21 protein-coding genes and 1 tRNA gene are annotated in these 17,604 nt (G+C 63.0%); 9 read left to right on the top strand and 13 right to left on the bottom strand.

The window, feature by feature from the left end; genetic code table 11:
• Positions 1–39 precede the first annotated feature (39 nt).
• The 9 genes from QM716_RS24110 to sp36 form a co-directional block, all read right to left on the bottom strand.
• On the bottom strand, positions 40–1,398 hold the full coding sequence (locus QM716_RS24110; protein ID WP_283306654.1) for an MFS transporter: 1,359 nt from the start codon (positions 1,396–1,398) through the stop codon (positions 40–42).
• Between the two features lie 184 nt (positions 1,399–1,582).
• Positions 1,583–2,578, bottom strand: coding sequence for an amidohydrolase family protein (locus QM716_RS24105; RefSeq protein WP_283306652.1), 996 nt, complete (start codon positions 2,576–2,578; stop codon positions 1,583–1,585).
• Between the two features lie 3 nt (positions 2,579–2,581).
• Positions 2,582–3,103, bottom strand: a complete 522-nt coding sequence (locus tag QM716_RS24100; protein ID WP_283306651.1) for a 3-hydroxyanthranilate 3,4-dioxygenase — start codon at positions 3,101–3,103, stop codon at positions 2,582–2,584.
• Positions 3,100–3,576, bottom strand: a complete 477-nt coding sequence (locus QM716_RS24095; protein WP_283306649.1) for a RidA family protein — start codon at positions 3,574–3,576, stop codon at positions 3,100–3,102. Before QM716_RS24095 ends, QM716_RS24100 begins: the two co-directional genes overlap by 4 nt.
• Positions 3,573–4,346, bottom strand: a complete 774-nt coding sequence (locus tag QM716_RS24090; protein WP_283306648.1) for a 2-keto-4-pentenoate hydratase — start codon at positions 4,344–4,346, stop codon at positions 3,573–3,575. Before QM716_RS24090 ends, QM716_RS24095 begins: the two co-directional genes overlap by 4 nt.
• 42 nt (positions 4,347–4,388) lie before the next feature.
• Positions 4,389–5,864, bottom strand: a complete 1,476-nt coding sequence (locus QM716_RS24085) for a 2-hydroxymuconic semialdehyde dehydrogenase (protein ID WP_283306646.1) — start codon at positions 5,862–5,864, stop codon at positions 4,389–4,391.
• A gap of 182 nt (positions 5,865–6,046) precedes the next feature.
• Positions 6,047–6,832, bottom strand: coding sequence for an MBL fold metallo-hydrolase (locus QM716_RS24080; protein WP_283306645.1), 786 nt, complete (start codon positions 6,830–6,832; stop codon positions 6,047–6,049).
• Entirely contained in the window at positions 6,832–7,302 is a 471-nt protein-coding gene (locus QM716_RS24075; RefSeq protein WP_003943508.1) for a RidA family protein, read from the bottom strand. Before QM716_RS24075 ends, QM716_RS24080 begins: the two co-directional genes overlap by 1 nt.
• Positions 7,303–7,307: 5 nt before the next feature.
• Positions 7,308–7,472: a Sp36 family protein gene (gene sp36 / locus QM716_RS24070; protein ID WP_003943454.1), complete on the bottom strand. Its 165-nt coding sequence runs from the start codon at positions 7,470–7,472 to the stop codon at positions 7,308–7,310.
• A gap of 53 nt (positions 7,473–7,525) precedes the next feature.
• Between sp36 and bagA the strand changes: the two genes are divergently transcribed.
• Complete coding sequence (gene bagA, locus QM716_RS24065; protein WP_283306642.1) at positions 7,526–8,539, top strand: ATPase BagA; 1,014 nt, start codon at positions 7,526–7,528, stop codon at positions 8,537–8,539.
• On the top strand, positions 8,539–9,717 hold the full coding sequence (bagB, locus tag QM716_RS24060) for an ATPase BagB (protein ID WP_283306641.1): 1,179 nt from the start codon (positions 8,539–8,541) through the stop codon (positions 9,715–9,717). The genes bagA and bagB overlap by 1 nt, the downstream gene beginning before the upstream one ends.
• 18 nt (positions 9,718–9,735) lie before the next feature.
• Here bagB and QM716_RS24055 read toward each other — a convergent pair whose 3' ends face one another.
• A complete protein-coding gene (locus QM716_RS24055) occupies positions 9,736–10,059 on the bottom strand; it encodes a WhiB family transcriptional regulator (protein WP_007732375.1) in 324 nt (107 codons plus the stop codon).
• A gap of 292 nt (positions 10,060–10,351) precedes the next feature.
• On the opposite strand from QM716_RS24055, the gene QM716_RS24050 reads away from it, so the two are divergent.
• The gene (locus QM716_RS24050; protein WP_283306707.1) at positions 10,352–12,718 is read left to right on the top strand and encodes a penicillin-binding protein; all 2,367 of its coding nucleotides are present in this window, start codon (positions 10,352–10,354) and stop codon (positions 12,716–12,718) included.
• Between the two features lie 77 nt (positions 12,719–12,795).
• Here the strand turns inward: QM716_RS24050 and QM716_RS24045 are convergent, their stop codons facing one another.
• Entirely contained in the window at positions 12,796–13,272 is a 477-nt protein-coding gene (locus QM716_RS24045; RefSeq protein WP_283306640.1) for a GatB/YqeY domain-containing protein, read from the bottom strand.
• 132 nt (positions 13,273–13,404) lie between these two features.
• On the opposite strand from QM716_RS24045, the gene QM716_RS24040 reads away from it, so the two are divergent.
• The 4 genes from QM716_RS24040 to QM716_RS24025 all read left to right on the top strand — a co-directional run bounded on the left by QM716_RS24040 (position 13,405) and on the right by QM716_RS24025 (position 15,341).
• Positions 13,405–14,373: a metallophosphoesterase gene (locus QM716_RS24040; RefSeq protein WP_283306639.1), complete on the top strand. Its 969-nt coding sequence runs from the start codon at positions 13,405–13,407 to the stop codon at positions 14,371–14,373.
• 54 nt (positions 14,374–14,427) lie between these two features.
• Positions 14,428–14,501 (top strand) — tRNA-Pro (locus tag QM716_RS24035).
• 134 nt (positions 14,502–14,635) lie between these two features.
• On the top strand, positions 14,636–14,959 hold the full coding sequence (locus QM716_RS24030; protein WP_283306638.1) for a hypothetical protein: 324 nt from the start codon (positions 14,636–14,638) through the stop codon (positions 14,957–14,959).
• A gap of 28 nt (positions 14,960–14,987) precedes the next feature.
• Positions 14,988–15,341, top strand: a complete 354-nt coding sequence (locus QM716_RS24025; protein WP_283306637.1) for a VOC family protein — start codon at positions 14,988–14,990, stop codon at positions 15,339–15,341.
• Between the two features lie 271 nt (positions 15,342–15,612).
• Here the strand turns inward: QM716_RS24025 and QM716_RS24020 are convergent, their stop codons facing one another.
• Positions 15,613–15,804: a hypothetical protein gene (locus QM716_RS24020; RefSeq protein ID WP_283306636.1), complete on the bottom strand. Its 192-nt coding sequence runs from the start codon at positions 15,802–15,804 to the stop codon at positions 15,613–15,615.
• A gap of 172 nt (positions 15,805–15,976) precedes the next feature.
• Here QM716_RS24020 and QM716_RS24015 point away from each other — a divergent pair, with 172 nt between their 5' ends.
• Positions 15,977–17,008 carry an ABC transporter substrate-binding protein gene (locus QM716_RS24015; protein ID WP_283306635.1) on the top strand — a complete coding sequence of 344 codons (1,032 nt, stop codon included), beginning with the start codon at positions 15,977–15,979 and terminating at the stop codon, positions 17,006–17,008.
• 57 nt (positions 17,009–17,065) lie between these two features.
• On the opposite strand, the gene QM716_RS24010 is transcribed toward QM716_RS24015, so the two are convergent.
• On the bottom strand, positions 17,066–17,221 hold the full coding sequence (locus QM716_RS24010) for a hypothetical protein (protein ID WP_283306633.1): 156 nt from the start codon (positions 17,219–17,221) through the stop codon (positions 17,066–17,068).
• Between QM716_RS24010 and QM716_RS24005 the strand changes: the two genes are divergently transcribed.
• Positions 17,222–17,602 carry a DUF6891 domain-containing protein gene (locus QM716_RS24005; RefSeq protein ID WP_283306632.1) on the top strand — a complete coding sequence of 127 codons (381 nt, stop codon included), beginning with the start codon at positions 17,222–17,224 and terminating at the stop codon, positions 17,600–17,602.
• Positions 17,603–17,604: the final 2 nt, after the last annotated feature.

Below are 17,604 nucleotides of genomic sequence, written 5' to 3'. Positions count from 1 at the left end.
CCTGCAGAGGGAGCGAGCCGATTCGGATCAATTCAGCACTCAAGCGTTTTCGGAGACGCGAATCTCCTCGTGCTCCAAGCCCCGCGACGAATCGGGGACAATCTTGAACAGGGCGATGGCGCCGACCAGGCTGATCGTGCACATCGCGGCGAGGTACCAGGTGACGCCCACCGAAGACCCGGTGGCGTCCAGCAGAGCCGTGGCGATCATCGGTGCCAGCCCACCGCCGAGAATCGCACCACTCTGGAGGATCAGAGACGAACCGGAATAGCGGACCTTGGCCGGGAACGTGTCGGCGATGATGCTGCCCTGAACGCAATGGGTGACCGGAACGATCAGGCCCATACCCAGGAACGCGATGACGGCGATCACCTTGTTCTCGGTGTTGAGGAGCGGGAAGAACACGATGCACCACAACAGGATTGCGGCAGACCCGCCGATGAACATGTGTCGACGCCCGTACTTGTCGGCGATCTTGGTCCAGAACGGGATGGAGAGGAACCACAGGACAGCCGCCGCGGTCACGCTGAGCACGAGGAACTGCTTGTCGTAGCCCAGATGTTGAGTTCCGTACGACAGAGTGAACACCATGAAGGCGTACGCCACGGCGGAGTTCGCCAAGCACGCGGCCAGCGTCAGCGACAAACGCGGGAAGCCGACCTTGAGCGACTCACGCAGCGGGAAGCGGACTATTTCGCCCTTCTCCATGATACCGGCGAATGACGGCGACTCCGTGACGCGCAAGCGAATCACCAGACCGATTGCGACGAGGACGAAGCTGAGCAGGAACGGGATTCGCCAACCCCACGACGCGAATGCCGAGTCCGACATCACGGCGTTGGTCGTCAGGAAGATGCCGTTGGCCAGAACGAGTCCGGCGGGTGTGCCCATCTGCGGGAAACCTGCATAACGATTCTTCTGCCCGGCCGGCGCGTGCTCCATCGACATGAGTGTCGCGCCGGCGCCTTCACCGCCCAGACCGATGCCCTGAACGACGCGCATGGCCACCAGGAGGACGGGTGCCCAGAATCCGATGGAGTCGTAGTTCGGGATGAGGCCGATGAGTGTGGAACCGACGCCCATCATCACCAGGGAGACCACGAGGGTGGCCTTGCGCCCGATCCGGTCACCGAAGTGCCCGAACACGAGTCCACCCACCGGCCGTGCGATGAATCCGACGGCGAAGGTGCTGAAGGCAGCCAGCGTGCCCGCCGTGGGGCTCAGGCTCGGGAAGAATTGTTTGTTGAAGATCAGAGCGGCAGCTGTGCCGTAGAGGAAGAAGTCGTACCATTCGAGAGTTGTGCCTGCCAGAGTTGCCATGGCAACTCGGCTACGGGCAGCTTTCTCCGGTAACGGCTTTCCGTCACTCGTTGTGCTGTTGGATATCTTGTCTGACATCGCGGAACCTATCGATTGGATGGGGCAGGCGGACGATGAAATCTGTTGTCACCGACCCCGTCTTCGGGATTGTCGGCATCACGAGCGTCGTCGATCGTTGTGTTTGGAATTGTGCTCGCTCGAGACATGACTCACAAATGCCGAATTCACCGTCCGCCATACCGGAAAGGGTATAGCCGGGGTCTCAGACGAGACCCAAGAAGCGTTCGGCATTCCCCCGCGAAATCAGTTGGCGCGCAGTATCGTCCAAGAACTCACTCTTGCGAACCACCTCACCGACCGGACGCTCCCCCAAGGGGTACGGGTAATCACTACCCACCATCACACGGTCCACCCCCACCGTATCCACCAGCAATCGCAGCGCACGCTCGTCGAAGACGACGGAATCCACGTAGAACCTTCCCAGGTAATGCGAAGGTGGGAACTCCGACGTACCGATGATGTCGTTGCGGCCGTGCCAGGCGTTTTCCATCCGGCCCAACCAGAATGCGAAAGATCCACCACCGTGCGCAAATCCGATCTTGAGACGATCGTCGATCTTGTCGAACACACCACCGAGAATCAGCGCGAGTATCGACAGATGCGTTTCGGCCGGCATCGCCGTGAGCCACTGCGCCATCCAGCGATCGAGGCGCGGAGAGTTGGCCATGTCCCAGGGGTGCACGAATACCGGCACGTCCAGCGACGCGCAGTGCTGCAGGAACGTCACCACGCCCTCGCTGTCGAGGTCCAGATCGCCCACATGATTGCCGATCTCGACACCGCGGTGCCCGTTCGCGATGCACCGCTCCAACTCACGGCACGCTGCGTCTGCGTCTTGCAGAGGCACCTGGCAGAACGGAATCAACCGATCCTTCGCAGGCTCCACGATCTCGAGCGCCAGGTCGTTGAAGATCCGTGCAATGCGACTTGCCTGCTCGCCGCTGCGGCCGTAGTTGAAAAACGCGGGCGTCGGCGAAACGACCTGCGTGTGCACACCGTCGGCATCCATGTCCCGAAGCCGCACCTCGGCATCCCAGGCATCGGACTGGATGCGACGGAACTCCTTGGTGCCCATCATGATCATGGCTTCGGTTTCCGACTCGACCTTCAGCCACGGCGCCTGCGGCCCCGCGTCTTCGGTCAGATCCGGCCACCCGTTGGGCACGTAGTGGGTATGGATGTCGATCAGGTTGCTCATCGCTCAGCCCTTGCCGGGATGGAGCGTGCCGCACTTGTCACACGTGCGGGCTTCTTCGCTCTCGTAGAACTTGACGAACACCGGCGGCAGGTCGGCAACGATGTCACGCACCTGGAGTTCGACCTCGTGAATCTTGTGATCGCATTCGAGGCAGTACCACTGGAACTTCTCGAGCGTGCCTTCCTTGCGGACTCGTTCGATGACAAGGCCGATCGAGCCCGCGGTGGGACGCTGCGGCGAATGCGGAATGTCTCCCGGCAGCAACCAGGTTTCGCCCTCGCGAATGTCGACACGCTGAGGACCGTCGTCGGTCATGACGTTGACGTGGATGTCGCCTTCGAGCTGGTAGAACCACTCCTCGTATGGATCGAGGTGGTAGTCGGTCCGCTGGTTGGGGCCACCGACGACCTGCACGATGAAGTCGTCTCCCAGCGCCATCGTCTGATTGTTGACGGGCGGCTGCAGGAGGTGGCGGTTGTCGTCGATCCACTTCTTGAAGTCGATGACGGGAGGGATCGTGGTCATGATGCATTCTCCGTATCTTCGGACGCTGAGCGCTTGGAATCTTCGGACGCTGAGCGCTTGGAGGCGGGCACGTACGCCACGCCGGAAATTTCGATGAGCAGGTGCGGGTGGGGCAGTTGGTGAACAGCCACAGTCGTTCTCGTCGGACCGTTTTCGTCGAACAGTTCGGCGTACACCTCGTTGTATCCACCGAAGTCGTTCATCGACACCAGGTACGAGGTGACCTGAACCAGATCACTGAGTTCTCCGCCCACCTCGGCGAGGATCGCCGCGATGTTCTCGATGACGGCACGGGTCTGCGCCCGAATGTCGAGCGCCGTGGTCCCCATCTCGTCGACCTCGACGCCGACAAACGTGTTGTCGGGCCGACGCGAACTGGTGCCGGAGACGTAGACGAAGTCACCAACCACCTTGACGTGCGGGAACTTTCCACGAGGCTTTGCCAGCTTCTCGATGACCTGCGCCCCACTCATCGCTTCACACCTTTCACCGTGACGGTTCCGAGTCCGTCGATGCTGCACTGTGCGACGCCCTCGTCGAGTCGCACAGCTGCTGTAGCGGCACCGGCCAGGATTACCTGCCCGGCGCGCAACGGGATTCGGCGTCGGCGCGCGATGTCGAGTAGCGCGTGCAATGCTCGCGCCGGGTCGCCGAGAATTGCCGCCGTCGAACCGACTACCGTCTCGCCGCCGACTTCGATACGCACGGAACGATCTTCGACGTTCTGCAGTGGCAGCCAACGCCCGATCACGTACCCGGCAGCGCTGGTGTTGTCCGCGACGACGTCGGTGTAGGTGAAGCGGAAGTCGCGGTAGCGCGAGTCGATGATCTCCATTGCGGGAGCCAGAGCGTCGACGCAGGTTTCGATGTCGACGTTCGGATCGTCGAGATCGACGTCCTTCGACAGACGGTATGCCACTTCGGGTTCGATCTTGGGATGAATGAACGTCGTCAGGTCGACTTCGCCGCCGTTGCTGACGCACATGGCATCGGTCAACTGACCGACGATCACCTCGGAGACACCCATCTGCGCCATCTTCGCTTTGCTGGTGAAGCCGAGCTTGATGCCCACAACCGATTCACCACGGCTGGTGCGTCGTTCGAGGAGTTCGTTCTGGATCCGGTAGGCCTCGTCGATGTCGATCGTGTGATCGTCGGCGAGACTCGGGGTGTCGGTGCGACTCTGCTGAGCGTCGTCGAGGCGACGGGCGAGTGCGGATACGGTGTCTTCTGGGGCTGTCATCACGCCTCGCTCATTTCTGGAGAACTTTTGCGGTTTCGATGTTCACAGTTGCACACAAACGTTTGTCGGTTCGGTGTAGAAGTGCAGCGAGGACTCGCCACCCTCGCGCCCGATGCCGGACAGGCCCATGCCACCGAAGGGGGATCGCAGTTCACGGGTGAACCACGTGTTGACCCAGGAGATTCCGACGTTCATCTTCTGGGCGACGCGGTGTCCGCGGCGCAGGTCGTTGGTCCACACGGAGGCAGCCAGGCCGTACTCGGTGTCGTTTGCCAGGGCGATCGCTTCGGCTTCCGTGTCGAACGGAATAAGTGCTGCGACGGGTCCGAAGATCTCCTCGCGCACGGCGCGATCCTTGTTGGTCAAGCCCGTCCACAGGGTGGGTTCGATCCAGGATCCGCCCGACAGTTCCTGTCCGAGATCCGGAATACCGCCGCCGGTCAGTACTTTCGCGCCCTCCTGCTCGGCGATCTCGAAGTAGTCGAGCACCTTCTTCCGGTGCGCCTGCGAGATGAGCGGACCGGTCGTCGTCGCAGCGAGCGTCGGGTCGCCCAGACGCAATCCTGCTGCCCGCTCGACGAGTCCACCGGCGATGTCGTCGAAAATGCTGCGGTGCACGTACACCCGTTCGGTGCACAGGCAAACCTGGCCGGTGTTGGTGAACACCGACTTTGTCAGACCCGTCAGCGCTTCGTCGATGTCGACGTCGTCGAACACGATCGCGGCGTTCTTGCCGCCGAGCTCGAAGGAGACCGGACGAACCCGCGGCGCAACGGTTTTCATGACATGGGAACCGGTTGCCGAAGATCCGGTGAAGGTGACGCCGTCGATACCGGGGTGCGTGGTGAGGAACTCGCCGGCTGAGTTCGCGCCGAATCCGTGGACGACGTTGTAGACACCGGCAGGCAGGCCGACCTCTTCGAGTACCTCGGCCAGCAACGACGCAGTCGCTGGGGTTTCTTCGGAAGGCTTGACCACCACGGAGTTTCCGCACGCGAGCGCGGGCGCAACCTTCCAGGTCAGGAGAAGCAGCGGCAGGTTCCACGGAACGATGACGGCGACCACGCCGAGCGGCTTGCGGATCGCGTAGTTCAGCGCCTGCTTGCCACCGGCGAGATCCGTGACAAACGATTCCTGTCCGGCCGCGGCGACGATGTCGGCGAAGGTGCGGAAGTTCGTCAGGGCGCGCGCAACGTCGAGTTCGCGTGCCTGCGTGATCGGCTTGCCGGTGTCCGCCATTTCTGCGGCGACGAACTCTACGAATCGCTCCTCGATCCGGTCGGCGGCCCGCCTCAGCAGAGCCGTCCGCTCCCGGACCGGCGTATCGGCCCAACCGTTGTCCAGGGCGCGTCTGGCAGAAGTCACGGCCCGATCGACCAGGGCCTTGTCGGCCTCGTGGACCCGGGCGAGAACACGGCCCGTTGCGGGGTCAACCTGATCGAAGCTCGACGACTCGTCGGGTTCGACATAGGAGCCGTCCACGTAATTGCGGATCCATCCGTCGCATTGTGAGGTCATGGACTAACTATTGGCCCGTGACCCATATCAAACAAATGCAAAAACTGCCGCCAGCTATACCTCGATTGGCATAGATGGCGGCAGTTCACTTACCCGCCTCAGCTCCCCATATCGGCGCCGAGCGCCTCAGCTCCCCATGTCGGCGCCGAGCGCCTCAGCTCCCCATGTCGGCGCCGAGCGCCTCAGCGGCGCAGATACGCCAACTGCACGTTGACGGATTTTTCCGCCACCGGCCACAGCTTCGGGTCCACGTCGGAGTAGACGTGTTCGACAATGTCGCGAACCGACGCCGACTCCCCCAACGTCGACAGAGCGGCCCGCACCTGATCCAGACGCTCCTCGCGGTGAGCCAGGTACTGCTGCGAAATCGCCTGTAGATCGGGCAGGTCCGGACCGTGCCCGGGCAGAACCGTCAATCCGTCGCCGAGCGCGGCCAGAGATCGCAGCGAGGTGAGGTAATCCCCCAGATCGCCGTCGGAATCGTCGAGAACTGCCGTGCCACGGCCGAGAATGGTGTCGCCCGTCAGCACGCTCGCATCGTTCTCGATGACGATCGACACCGAGTCCGCGGTGTGGCCCGGCGTTGCGAGGATCCGCAACTTCAGACCCGCCACCTCGATCACTTCACCGTCGACAAGTGCCGAGGCGCCCCCACGCAGAAATGTGGGGTCGACGGAACGCACCGGAGCCGAAGTCAATTCATGGAAACGGTCCACCCCGCCGGTGTGGTCGTAGTGCCGGTGCGTGATCAAGGTCAGCGCTACCGGACCCACACCAGCGACCCGTTGCAGGTGTTCCTCGTCGTTGTCACCTGGATCAACGACAACACACTCCACGCTGCCGGGGGCATGCAGAATCCAGGTGTTCGTACCGTCCAGCGTCATCATGCCCGGATTGTTCTCGAGCAAGACCGAAGCGATGTCGGTAACGCGGCGAAGCTGCGCGTAGGCGGGATGGACCGTCGACATCAGCGAACTTCGACGATCAGTTCCACCTCGACGGGTGAGCCGAGGGGAAGTTCTGCCACTCCGACAGCCGAACGAGCGTGGATGCCGGCGTCGCCGAGCACCTCGCCGAGGAATTCGGATGCGCCGTTGATCACGCCGGGCTGGCCGGTGAATCCTTCGGCGGATGCCACGAAGCCGACGACCTTCACGACGCGGACGACGTTGTCGATGCCGACCAGCGCGTCGATGGCAGCGAGGGCGTTGAGCGCGCAGGTACGTGCCGCGGCCTTGGCGTCCTCATCCGACACGCCCGCGCCGAGCTTGCCGGTCAGCGCCAGTTTTCCGTCGACGAACGGGAGCTGACCCGACGTGTACACGTGGTTGCCACTGCGAACCGCGGGAACGTACGCAGCGACGGGTGCCGCGACGGCGGGAAGTGCGATGCCCAGTTCGGCGAGACGCTCCGACCAGGTCTGTGTTGCCTCTGCCATGTGATTCAGCCCTTCGGACGCTTCATGTACGCGACGTGCTGCTCGCCTGACGCGCTCGGCAGGACTGCGACGAGTTCCCAGCCGTCGACACCCCAGTTGTCGAGAATTGCCTTCGGATTGTGGACCAGCAACGGAGTCACCGTGTATTCCCAGGAAGTTATTTCGCTCATGCGCTGAGCCTATCCCGCGCACATCTTCGGCCCCAGACTTATAGGCTCGCGGTGTGGTTGCATCCCAAGATGAGCTGAGCAGGACCTGGCCCGAGTCTGCGACGAAGGCCCGCCTGCACTTTGTGTCGGGTAAAGGCGGAACCGGTAAGTCCACGGTTGCCGCCGCGTTGGCGCTCGCGTTGGCCGAAGGCGGCAAGCGCGTTCTCCTCGTGGAGGTCGAGGGCCGTCAGGGAATCGCGCAGCTCTTCGACGTACCGCCGCTTCCACCGCAGGAGACCAAGGTCGCGGCCGCCGAAGGTGGCGGTGAAGTGATGGCTCTCGCCGTCGACATCGAGACGGCGTTCCTCGAATACCTCGAGATGTTCTACAACCTCGGCTTCGCCGGACGGGCGATGCGTAAGTTCGGCGCCATCGAATTTGCCACGACCATCGCTCCCGGCCTTCGCGACGTTCTGCTCACCGGCAAGATCAAGGAGTGCGTCATCCGCACCGATCGAACCGGCAAGCGCGTGTACGACGCCGTTGTCGTCGACGCTCCCCCGACCGGACGGATCGGCAGCTTCCTCGACGTCACCAAGGCGATGGCCGATCTCGCCAAAGGCGGCCCGGTGCACTCACAGAGTGAAGGTGTCGTTCGCCTGCTGCACTCGCCGGAAACCGTCGTACATCTGGTTGCGCTTCTCGAAGCACTGCCCGTTCAGGAGACTGCCGACGCCGCCGCAGAACTGGCGCGTGACGACCTCAACCTCGGTGCCGTCATCGTCAATCGCGCCAGCCCGAGGTTCTTGCCCGAAGATCAACTCGCTGGTGCTGCGGCCGGCAATATCGACGCCGCTTCGATCCGGTCGACGCTCTCCGATGTCGGCATCGATCTGTCCGACGACGACTTCGCGGGCCTGCTCACCGAGACGATCGAGCATGCTTCGGTGCTCGAAGCTCAAGAATCCAGTGCAGAGAAGCTCCGCGAGATCGACGGCGCGCGGGTGCAACTTCCGGCACTCGCCGACGGCGTTGATCTCGGTGGGCTGTACGAGCTGGCCGAATACCTCACGGAACAGGGCGTGTGATGACCGAGACCACTGAGAACGTGACGGTCGGCAGTTCCAGGACCGGCCGGCGCGTAGCTCCTGCCCTCGATATTTCGGCGATCATCAAGGACCCGACGGCACGGATCGTGGTGTGTTGCGGCGCGGGTGGCGTCGGCAAGACCACGACGGCTGCGTCGCTGGCATTGCGTGCGGCCGAAGAGGGCCGACGCGTAGTCGTCCTCACCATCGATCCGGCCCGTCGGCTCGCGCAGGCCTTGGGTGTGGCCGAACTCGACAACACTCCGCAGCCGGTGAAGCTGGGTCCTGAGGCCACGGGTGAACTGCACGCGATGATGCTGAACATGCGTCGGACTTTCGACGAGATGGTCATCGAGCATTCGAGCCCCGAGAAGGCCGAGCAGATCCTGGCGAATCCCTTCTACCAAACCGTTGCCACATCGTTCTCCGGAACGCAGGAGTACATGGCGATGGAGAAGTTGGGGCAGCTGGCGTCGAACGACGCGTGGGATCTGGTGATCGTCGATACCCCGCCGTCACGCAACGCCCTCGACTTCCTCGACGCTCCGCAGAGGCTCGGCACGTTCCTCGACGGACGGATGATCCGACTGCTCTCTGCACCCGGTCGAGGCCTGACCAGGCTCGTGGCCGGCGCGATGGGGTTGGCGCTGAAGGGTGTCTCGACCATCGTGGGAAGCCAAATGCTTTCGGATGCATCGGCATTCGTGCAGTCACTCGACTCGATGTTCGGCGGTTTCCGTGAACGCGCGACGAAGACCTACGAGTTGCTACGTCAGCCGGGGACTCATTTCCTGGTGATCGCAGCGGCCGAACCCGACGCTCTTCGTGAGGCGGCATTCTTTGTCGATCGTCTTGCGGGCGACTCGATGCCGTTGGCCGGATTGGTTCTCAACCGCACACATCCCACCTTGACGGCTCTGCCTGCCGATCATGCGGTGACTGCCGCCGACAAATTGGAAGCGAAGGAGAATGCGACCGAGGCCGAGGCCCTCACCGCAGCTGTTCTCCGTATCCACGCCCATCGGGCAGTGATCGCGAAGCGAGAAATCGCCTTGCTGAGCCGATTCACCGCAGCTCACCCGAGGGTGCCGCTGATCGGTGTTCCGTCGCTACCGTTCGAGGTCTCGGACCTCGAGGCACTGCGCGCGGTGGGAGATCAGCTCACTCGTAAGGGCTGATCCCCCGATCGGCCGGGATCAGACTGCTGAGTGATGCTGGCGCTGGTCTTCGAAGAACTCAGACCAGGAATCGACATCGGGGTGCTGCTTGAGCAGTGCACGGCGCTGACGTTCCGTCATCCCGCCCCACACGCCGAACTCGACACGATTGTCGAGAGCATCTGCTCCGCACTGCATGAGGACCGGGCAGTGACGGCAGATGGTGGCCGCCTTGCGCTGCGCGGCGCCACGAACAAAAAGTTGGTCGGGGTCGACCTCGCGGCATCTTGCCTGAGTTACCCAGGCAATTCGTGCCTCGGCCTGCTCGATGTCCAAACGGCTACTCGGGGTGGCTGTGTACATTCTGGGTCCCCTCTACAAAGTCTGACCGTCGCCATAAGGCGAGCAGCGCACCATCTCAGCCGTCCCGCGGTAGCACGGTGAAAGCTGAGACACATTCGTGATCGAGTGTTATGTCGATCACACTGATCACAATTTAGGTAAAGAACGGCCCTAACGCAAGACGCTCAGACGCATTTTTTGGTACGGCAGTACAAAGCGCGTGTTCAGGAGGTTTTGAACACTCACAAAACACTGAAACCGGTTCCAATGGGTGGGCACACGTACTCTGTAGATCGTGTCGATTGCAAAAACAGTGGCGAAGCTCGCCGGAAGCTCCGCATTGGCGGGTGTCCTGGTCGCAGGGGTGATGTTCCCGGTGGCGGGCGGATTCGGATTCGCGTCCAACCGCGCTGCCGATACCGTCGACAACGTCTCGGCCGAACTGGTCGAAGGCACGGTCCCCGCGGTGTCCACCATGGTCGATTCCGCCGGCAACCCCATTGCCTGGCTCTACGACCAACGACGCTTCGAAGTCCCGAGCGAGAAGATCTCCAACAACATGAAGTTGGCGATCGTCTCCATCGAGGACCGACGGTTCCCCGACCACAAGGGTGTCGACTGGCAGGGAACGCTGCGCGCCTTCCTCACCAACACGACAACCGGTGAAGTACAGCAGGGCGCGTCGACACTCGATCAGCAGTATGTGAAGAACTACCAGCTGTTGGTCGTGGCCAAGACGGATGCCGAGCGCCGCGCTGCCATCGAGACCACCCCGGCCCGAAAGATCCGCGAGATCCGGATGGCACTGACGCTGGACAAGGAACTCACGAAAGACGAGATCCTCACCCGGTACCTGAACCTAGTGCCGTTCGGCAACGGATCCTTCGGCATTCAGGACGCGGCTCAGACCTACTTCGGCGTCGATGCCGCAGATCTGAGCGTCCCCCAGTCGGCAATGCTTGCCGGCATGGTTCAGTCCAGCTCCGCGCTGAACCCGTACACGAACGTCGAGGGCGTCACCGAGCGTCGTAACACTGTGCTCGACACCATGATCACGAACATCCCGGATCGCGCCGACGAGTTCCGGGCAGCGAAGGAAGAGCCCCTCGGCGTCCTGGAAACTCCCAACAACTTGCCGCGCGGCTGCATCGCTGCAGGCGATCGCGGATTCTTCTGTGACTACGCACTCAAGTACCTCTCGGACGCCGGAATCACCCGCGACCAGATCAACGAGGGTGGTTACCTCATCAAGACCACTCTCGATCCGCAAGTCCAGGCGTCCACCAAAGCCGGACTGAACGCGAACGCGAGCGCCAACCTCGACGGCATCGCCAACGTCATGAACGTGATCAGGCCGGGTCAGGATTCGCACAAGGTCATCGCGATGGCCAGCAGTCGCACGTACGGACTCAACGCCGACGCCGACGAAACCGTCCAGGCGCAGCCGTACTCCCTGGCCGGCGACGGTGCGGGTTCCGTCTTCAAGATCTTCACGACGGCTGCGGCGATGGAGAAGGGCCTCGGCATCAACGCGACCCTCGACGTACCCAAGCGCTTCGAAGCCAAGGGCATGGGTAGCGGTGGCGCGGCCGGATGCCCGGTGTCGACGTACTGCGTCGAGAACGCCGGCAACTACCCGCCGACGCTGTCCGTGACCGACGCGCTGGCACAGTCCCCCAACACCGCTTTCGTCAAGCTCATCGAGGCAACCGGCGTCACGCCGACGGTCGACATGGCTGTCCGTCTCGGGATGCGCTCGTACGCCGATCCCAACACCTCGGGCTTCGACGAGCGCAGCATGGCCGACTTCCAGAAGGAACAGAACCTCGGTTCGTTCACCCTCGGCCCCACCTGGATCAACCCGCTCGAACTCTCCAACGTCGCGGCCACTCTCGCCTCGCACGGCAAGTGGTGCCCGCCGAGTCCCATCGATTCGGTCTTCGACCGCTACGGCAAGCCGGTGGCCGTCACCGAGCAGGGCTGTGAGCAGGTTGTCGAGCCCGGTTTGGCAGACACCCTCGCCAACGCCATGAGCCGTGACGACGTCGGCGCCGGTACGTCTGCCGGAGCCGCGAGCAGCGCCGGATGGAGCCTGCCGATGTCGGGCAAGACGGGTACCACCGAGACCCACAAGTCCTCGGCGTTCCTCGGCTTCACCAACAACCTCGCCGCTGCCGTCTACATCTTCGGCGACTCCCCGACGCCCGGCGAGATCTGCTCGAGCCCGCTGCGCCCCTGCTACAGCGGCAACCTGTACGGCGGTACCGAACCGGCAAGATCCTGGTTCGCGTCAATGAACCCGGTCGCCAACAACTTCGGGCCCACCTCGCTGCCTCCGATCGACGAGAAGTACGTACGGGGATCACAGAACGGCCAGGTCCCCGAGGTTGTCGGCCTGAGTCAGTCGGCGGCAACGTCGCGGCTGCAGGCGTCCGGCTTCACGGTCAATTCCGTGACGACGGCGTCCGGAGCGCGCGCGGGAACGGTCACCGGAGTTTCGCCGTCCGGGTCCGCGATCCCGGGTTCGACCGTCACGATCTACATCAGCGACGGTTCCGTGAGGGCTCCGGCAGCACCCGCATCCCCCGCGGCCCCGGCACCGGCGCCGGGCGCGACTCCCCCGGATGCGACTCCGCCCGGAGGTGAACCCGCACCGCCTGCGGGGACCCCGCCGAACTGACGGCCCTGAAACAAGAACAGCCGCGATCTCCGAGTGATTCGGAGGTCGCGGCCGTTTTGGTTCTGGGGGGCGCGCTTCTACAGGCGGGACTTCACTGCTGCAGAGATACGTGCGCCGTCGGCCTTGCCCTTGGCCAGTGCGCTGGCGGCCTTGATGACCTGGCCCATCTGACGCATCCCGGGACGCTCACCGAGCTCCTCGGAAACCTGAGCAAGTGCGGTGTCGACGACGTCGACAAGCTCGGCGTCGGTCAACGGCGTCGGCAGGTACTCGTCGATGATCTGAGCTTCTGCGCGCTCTTTCGCGGCAAGCTCACCGCGACCGTTCTCGGTGTAGATCTCGGCCGATTCGCCGCGCTTCTTCGATTCCTTTGCAAGGACTTTGATGATTTCTTCGTCGGTGAGGACGCGCGCTTCCTTACCGGCTACCTCTTCGGTCTGGACGGCTGCCATGAGCATCCGGAGGGTGGCTGTACGTAGCGGATCCTTGGCCTTCATGGATGCAACCATGTCGGTTCGGAGGGTGGCTTTGAGCGAGGGTGTCGTGTCGGACATGGTGGAAACGCTACGCGCTCGGCGTTTCGAGCGTGCCGATAGTTACCTCCGCCCGGACACAATTCTCTGTGGAATAGCTGTAAAAGGCGGCGAGAGCGACGCAGAAGAAGGTCACACCCGTATCCTTGAGGGGTGTCTGACCAGTTCCGCACCAATCTGACCCGCGCCGCACTTGGTGCCGCGGGCGCCGCTGCACTCGGGATCGGGTACGCATCCGGCATCGAACGCAATGCATTTGCACTGCGTGAGGTGACGATGCCAGTCCTGGCGCCCGGTTCGTCGTCGCTGCGGGTCCTCCATCTCAGCGACTTGCACATGATGCCGAACCAACGGTTGAAACAGAATTGGTTGCGTGAGCTCGAAGGCCTCGACCCCGACCTCGTGGTCAACACCGGCGACAACCTCTCGCATCAGCGCAGTGTTCCGGCAGTCGTCCAGGCGCTCGGAGATCTGTTGGCTCGACCGGGCCTGTTCGTCTTCGGCAGCAACGACTACTTCGCCCCGAAACCGAAGAACCCACTGAGCTACATCTTCAACAAGAACAAGCGCGTCACCGGGGATCCTCTCCCCTGGGGCGACCTGCGTGCTGCCTTCACCGAACGTGGATGGCTGGACATGACTCACGTGCGCCGCGAACTCGAAGTGGCCGGTATTCGCATCGCAGCCGCCGGCGTCGACGATCCGCACCTGAAGCGGGATCGCTACGACACCGTCGCAGGAACACCCAATCCCGTCGCTCAGCTCAAGCTCGGCCTGACGCACTCGCCTGAACCGCGAGTTCTGGACCGGTTCGCCGACGACGGCTACGACCTCGTGCTCGCCGGCCACACGCACGGTGGTCAGCTGTGCCTTCCGTTCTACGGCGCGCTGGTCACGAACTGCCAGATCGACCGATCCCGGGTCAAGGGGCCGTCCAAGTGGGGCGCGCACACCCAGCTGCACGTCTCAGCTGGCATCGGCACTTCGCCGTGGGCGCCGGCACGCTTCTGCTGCCGCCCCGAGGCGACTCTGCTCACTCTGGTTCCGGCCACCAGGCGCGAACCCGAGCACGTCTCCGCGCACAGTTCCGCAGAGTCCCCAGCGTCGGTTCTACGCAACTGACCTGCGGATTTAATGTCAGTCGACTCGGTAATGTAAGCTAACCGAGGTTCGACACGGGGTGTGGCGCAGCTTGGTAGCGCGCTTCGTTCGGGACGAAGAGGTCGTGGGTTCAAATCCCGCCACCCCGACAGTGAAGAACAGCAATCGAGGCCCTTCCGCTCACGCGGGAGGGCCTCGGTTGCGTAGTGAGTAGAGCCGTTCGGCCAGCGCGAGACGTTCACTATCCTGACGTCAGCAACTCCCCCGACGATAAGGTGAAGCCGTGGCATCCGAACCAGACTTTGCGCACAACGACATGGCGAGCCGTAGCCGACGCGAGAAAGCTGTCGGCCTTGCCAAGTTCGCCTGGGATCGCGATATCAGCAGTGCAGAGTTGCTCGACATGCCCGACGATCGACTACGCAAACTCGCGCGGGCGGCCGGTGCAAATCCGCCGAGCACGCGGGAAACTTGGACGATCGCGGCCGGACTTCTCGACGAGAAATCCGTGTGGTCAGCCGCTAACCCAGACCGTCCCGAGGCTCGGCGTGAGCATCCGGACGAGAAGATCATGTGGGTGAAGACGCCGATCGAGCCCTGGCTGTGACAGCCGAATTCAGCGGAGCTGTGAACCGGTGATCGGGCAGGTTGATGAGGTGGTCGTCGACTGCTCGTCTCCTATCGCACTGGCGAAATTCTGGGCCGGGGTCCTCGGTGGACGGCCTGTGGAGCGAAGCGCGGAGTGGGCGTTTGTCGACCCACCCGGGTGGACTCGCCTCGCCTTCCAACGCGTACCGGAATCCAAGCTCACGAAGAATCGCCTGCACATCGACGTCAGCGTGGATGACGTCGTCGCTGCAACCGAGGCTGCCGAGCGTCTCGGCGCAACTCGGGTCGGCAATGTTCAGGAAGACTCGGCCGGTACCTTTCAGGTGCTGCTGGATCCCGAGGGAAACGAGTGGTGCGTCGTCCGAAGTATCGGAGGTTGATTCACACTCCCGCTACGGTTTCGCGCGCCCAACGGTAGTCGGTCGTGCCCATACCCGAGTGATGCCAGACGCACCCCGTCGACGACGGGAAAAGTTGCAGCAGTCTTCGCAGGGTCGTCGAAGTAGGCCACGGCAGCACGGCCGGCCCTGGCGATGAAGCACCGAACGCATCCTTGATCACCAGCCCTGGCAATCGGGTTGTCAGTTCTGCCTTCAGGTTCGGGGAGAACAACGCACCGCCTGACCCGATCAGTTTGAGAGTCGAAAGGTCTTAGCGCCCTTCGCTTGCGGCGATGGCGTCGGCGATCGGTCGAGCAATCGCGTCGCCGACGACGGTGATTCCGGTGATCTTCTCGGCCTCGACCAGTCGCAGCACGTCCATCGGATCGAAGCTGCGGGTCAGCACTCGGGGCGCACCCATGAGGACTGCCGTGAGCAGTGAATAGATCGCGGCTCCATGCATGAGCGGCGGGATGAGTAGCAGTACAGTCGGATTGGTGTTCGCTACAGTCGCACCCTGTAACCCGAATTGCGTAGAGGTCCCGCTGAGCGAGAGCTGAGGCACCATTCACCCGGTATCGACAGTGCTGATACCTCCCTGACCAAGCCGTACAGACGGAAGGTAGGGTAGCCTAATGCACTCACGCACCACTCTCCGGAGCCGCACGTCGGTCCGGGTCGCCATGGTTGCCCTGGCGACTGTTTTTGCCGCTACGGCCTGCGGCTCTTCCGACGCCGGCAGCAACGCAAACGGCAACACCGATGTCGCGACCGGCGGCAAGCTGTTCAGCACCGCCGACACGGAAACCGCGAAGCTCGGCAGCAATGCCGCGCCCGGCGAGTTCCCGCGCACGATCACCCACGCTCTGGGCGAGACCACCCTCGAGGCCAAGCCCACCCGCGTCGTCGTCCTCGACAGCGGCGAACTCGACGAGGTCCTCTCACTCGGGATCACCCCGGTCGGCATCGCCAGCCCGGAGAGTGCCGCCGGTCAGCCGTCGTACCTGGCCGACAAGCTCGTCGGAGCCCCCGACGTGGGCACGACCAACAACCTCAACCTCGAGGCGATCACCGCACTGCAGCCCGATCTGATCCTCGGCAGCAAATTGCGCCAGGACAAGCTTTACCCGCAGCTCGCGGCAATCGCGCCGACGGTCTTCAGCATCCGCCCCGGCTTCCCGTGGAAGGAGAACTTCCTCCTTGCCGGTGACGCACTCGGCGAGGAGACCAAGGCTGAGCAGGTTCTCAACGACTACCAAGAGCACGCCGACAAGGTCCGTGAGTCGATCGACGGTTCCCCGACCATTTCACTGGTTCGTTTCATGTCCGGGAAGCTGCGTCTGTACGGCAATCTGTCGTTCATCGGCGTCATCTTGAAAGACGTGGGCCTGCCCCGCCCGGCGATCCAGGACATCAACGAGCTGGCCGTCGAGGTCAGCCCGGAAACGATCACCGAGGCAGAGGGTGACCGAATCTTCTACTCCAGCTACGGAAATCCTGCCGACACCGGCCAGACCACCGTTGTTGCCGGACCGCTGTGGGCCAGCATGGACGCAGTCAAGGAAGGCCGCGCCACCGAGGTGAGCGACGAGACCTGGTTCCTGGGCCTCGGCCCGACAGGTGCCGGCCTGGTTCTCGACGACCTGCAGGCCAAGCTCGGCAAGTAGCCGTCACCTAAGCCAAGACCGCCGCTCGACTCTCCGGAGTCGAGCGGCGTTTTTTGTTCAGCGGTTGTCCTGCTCGAGGTGTTCGTTCATCGTCGAGTGCAGGTCGACGAGAAATTCCTCGAATCGACTGAGCAGTTCGGGCGGATACTTCGCCATCATGGCGTCGAGTCGCACCGCAAGGGGCCCGAAGAACTCGTCCGCCAGATCCTGCACATGCGCACTACTGTGCAGCGTGACCACGCGGCGGTCTGCATTCTCTCGGGTACGGACGATATGCCCTGCCTTTTCCAGAACTTCACCTGCTGTATGCAGTGCGGCACTACCGAAATCGACGACGAACGCACGCCGTCCGAACCCGACGAGAACGGGTATCCCTTTGCTCAGTGGGCGTACACGTTCTTCCACATGCAAGATGCGGAGCGTCTCGGCGACGAAACCGCCAAGGCACACGTGATCGCGCAGACCGATCAGACCGTTGGGCGCCAGGTAGCCGACGCACTCCGAGCCCAGGGACTGAGCGTCGACTGGAACGGTGACAACAATCAGCGTATCCGAGTCACCGACGTACGTTGGCGCAAACCGCTCCCGCAGTAGGA

This window comes from Rhodococcus sp. IEGM 1409 (assembly GCF_030056735.1).
In the GTDB taxonomy this organism is placed as follows: Bacteria; Actinomycetota; Actinomycetes; order Mycobacteriales; family Mycobacteriaceae; genus Rhodococcus_F.
This window is presented reverse-complemented; position numbering and strand designations above follow the sequence as displayed.

Bases quoted from the DNA above. Each gene is read 5' to 3' on its own strand.
- QM716_RS24110 (WP_283306654.1), bottom strand. From the start codon at position 1,398: ATGTCAGACAAGATATCCAACAGCACAACGAGTGACGGAAAGCCGTTA.
- QM716_RS24105 (WP_283306652.1), bottom strand. From the start codon at position 2,578: ATGAGCAACCTGATCGACATCCATACCCACTACGTGCCCAACGGGTGG.
- QM716_RS24100 (WP_283306651.1), bottom strand. From the start codon at position 3,103: ATGACCACGATCCCTCCCGTCATCGACTTCAAGAAGTGGATCGACGAC.
- QM716_RS24095 (WP_283306649.1), bottom strand. From the start codon at position 3,576: ATGAGTGGGGCGCAGGTCATCGAGAAGCTGGCAAAGCCTCGTGGAAAG.
- QM716_RS24090 (WP_283306648.1), bottom strand. From the start codon at position 4,346: ATGACAGCCCCAGAAGACACCGTATCCGCACTCGCCCGTCGCCTCGAC.
- QM716_RS24085 (WP_283306646.1), bottom strand. From the start codon at position 5,864: ATGACCTCACAATGCGACGGATGGATCCGCAATTACGTGGACGGCTCC.
- QM716_RS24080 (WP_283306645.1), bottom strand. From the start codon at position 6,832: ATGTCGACGGTCCATCCCGCCTACGCGCAGCTTCGCCGCGTTACCGAC.
- QM716_RS24075 (WP_003943508.1), bottom strand. From the start codon at position 7,302: ATGGCAGAGGCAACACAGACCTGGTCGGAGCGTCTCGCCGAACTGGGC.
- sp36 (WP_003943454.1), bottom strand. From the start codon at position 7,472: ATGAGCGAAATAACTTCCTGGGAATACACGGTGACTCCGTTGCTGGTC.
- bagB (WP_283306641.1), top strand. From the start codon at position 8,539: ATGACCGAGACCACTGAGAACGTGACGGTCGGCAGTTCCAGGACCGGC.
- QM716_RS24055 (WP_007732375.1), bottom strand. From the start codon at position 10,059: ATGTACACAGCCACCCCGAGTAGCCGTTTGGACATCGAGCAGGCCGAG.
- QM716_RS24045 (WP_283306640.1), bottom strand. From the start codon at position 13,272: ATGTCCGACACGACACCCTCGCTCAAAGCCACCCTCCGAACCGACATG.
- QM716_RS24020 (WP_283306636.1), bottom strand. From the start codon at position 15,804: ATGCATGGAGCCGCGATCTATTCACTGCTCACGGCAGTCCTCATGGGT.
- QM716_RS24015 (WP_283306635.1), top strand. From the start codon at position 15,977: ATGCACTCACGCACCACTCTCCGGAGCCGCACGTCGGTCCGGGTCGCC.
- QM716_RS24005 (WP_283306632.1), top strand. From the start codon at position 17,222: ATGCGCACTACTGTGCAGCGTGACCACGCGGCGGTCTGCATTCTCTCG.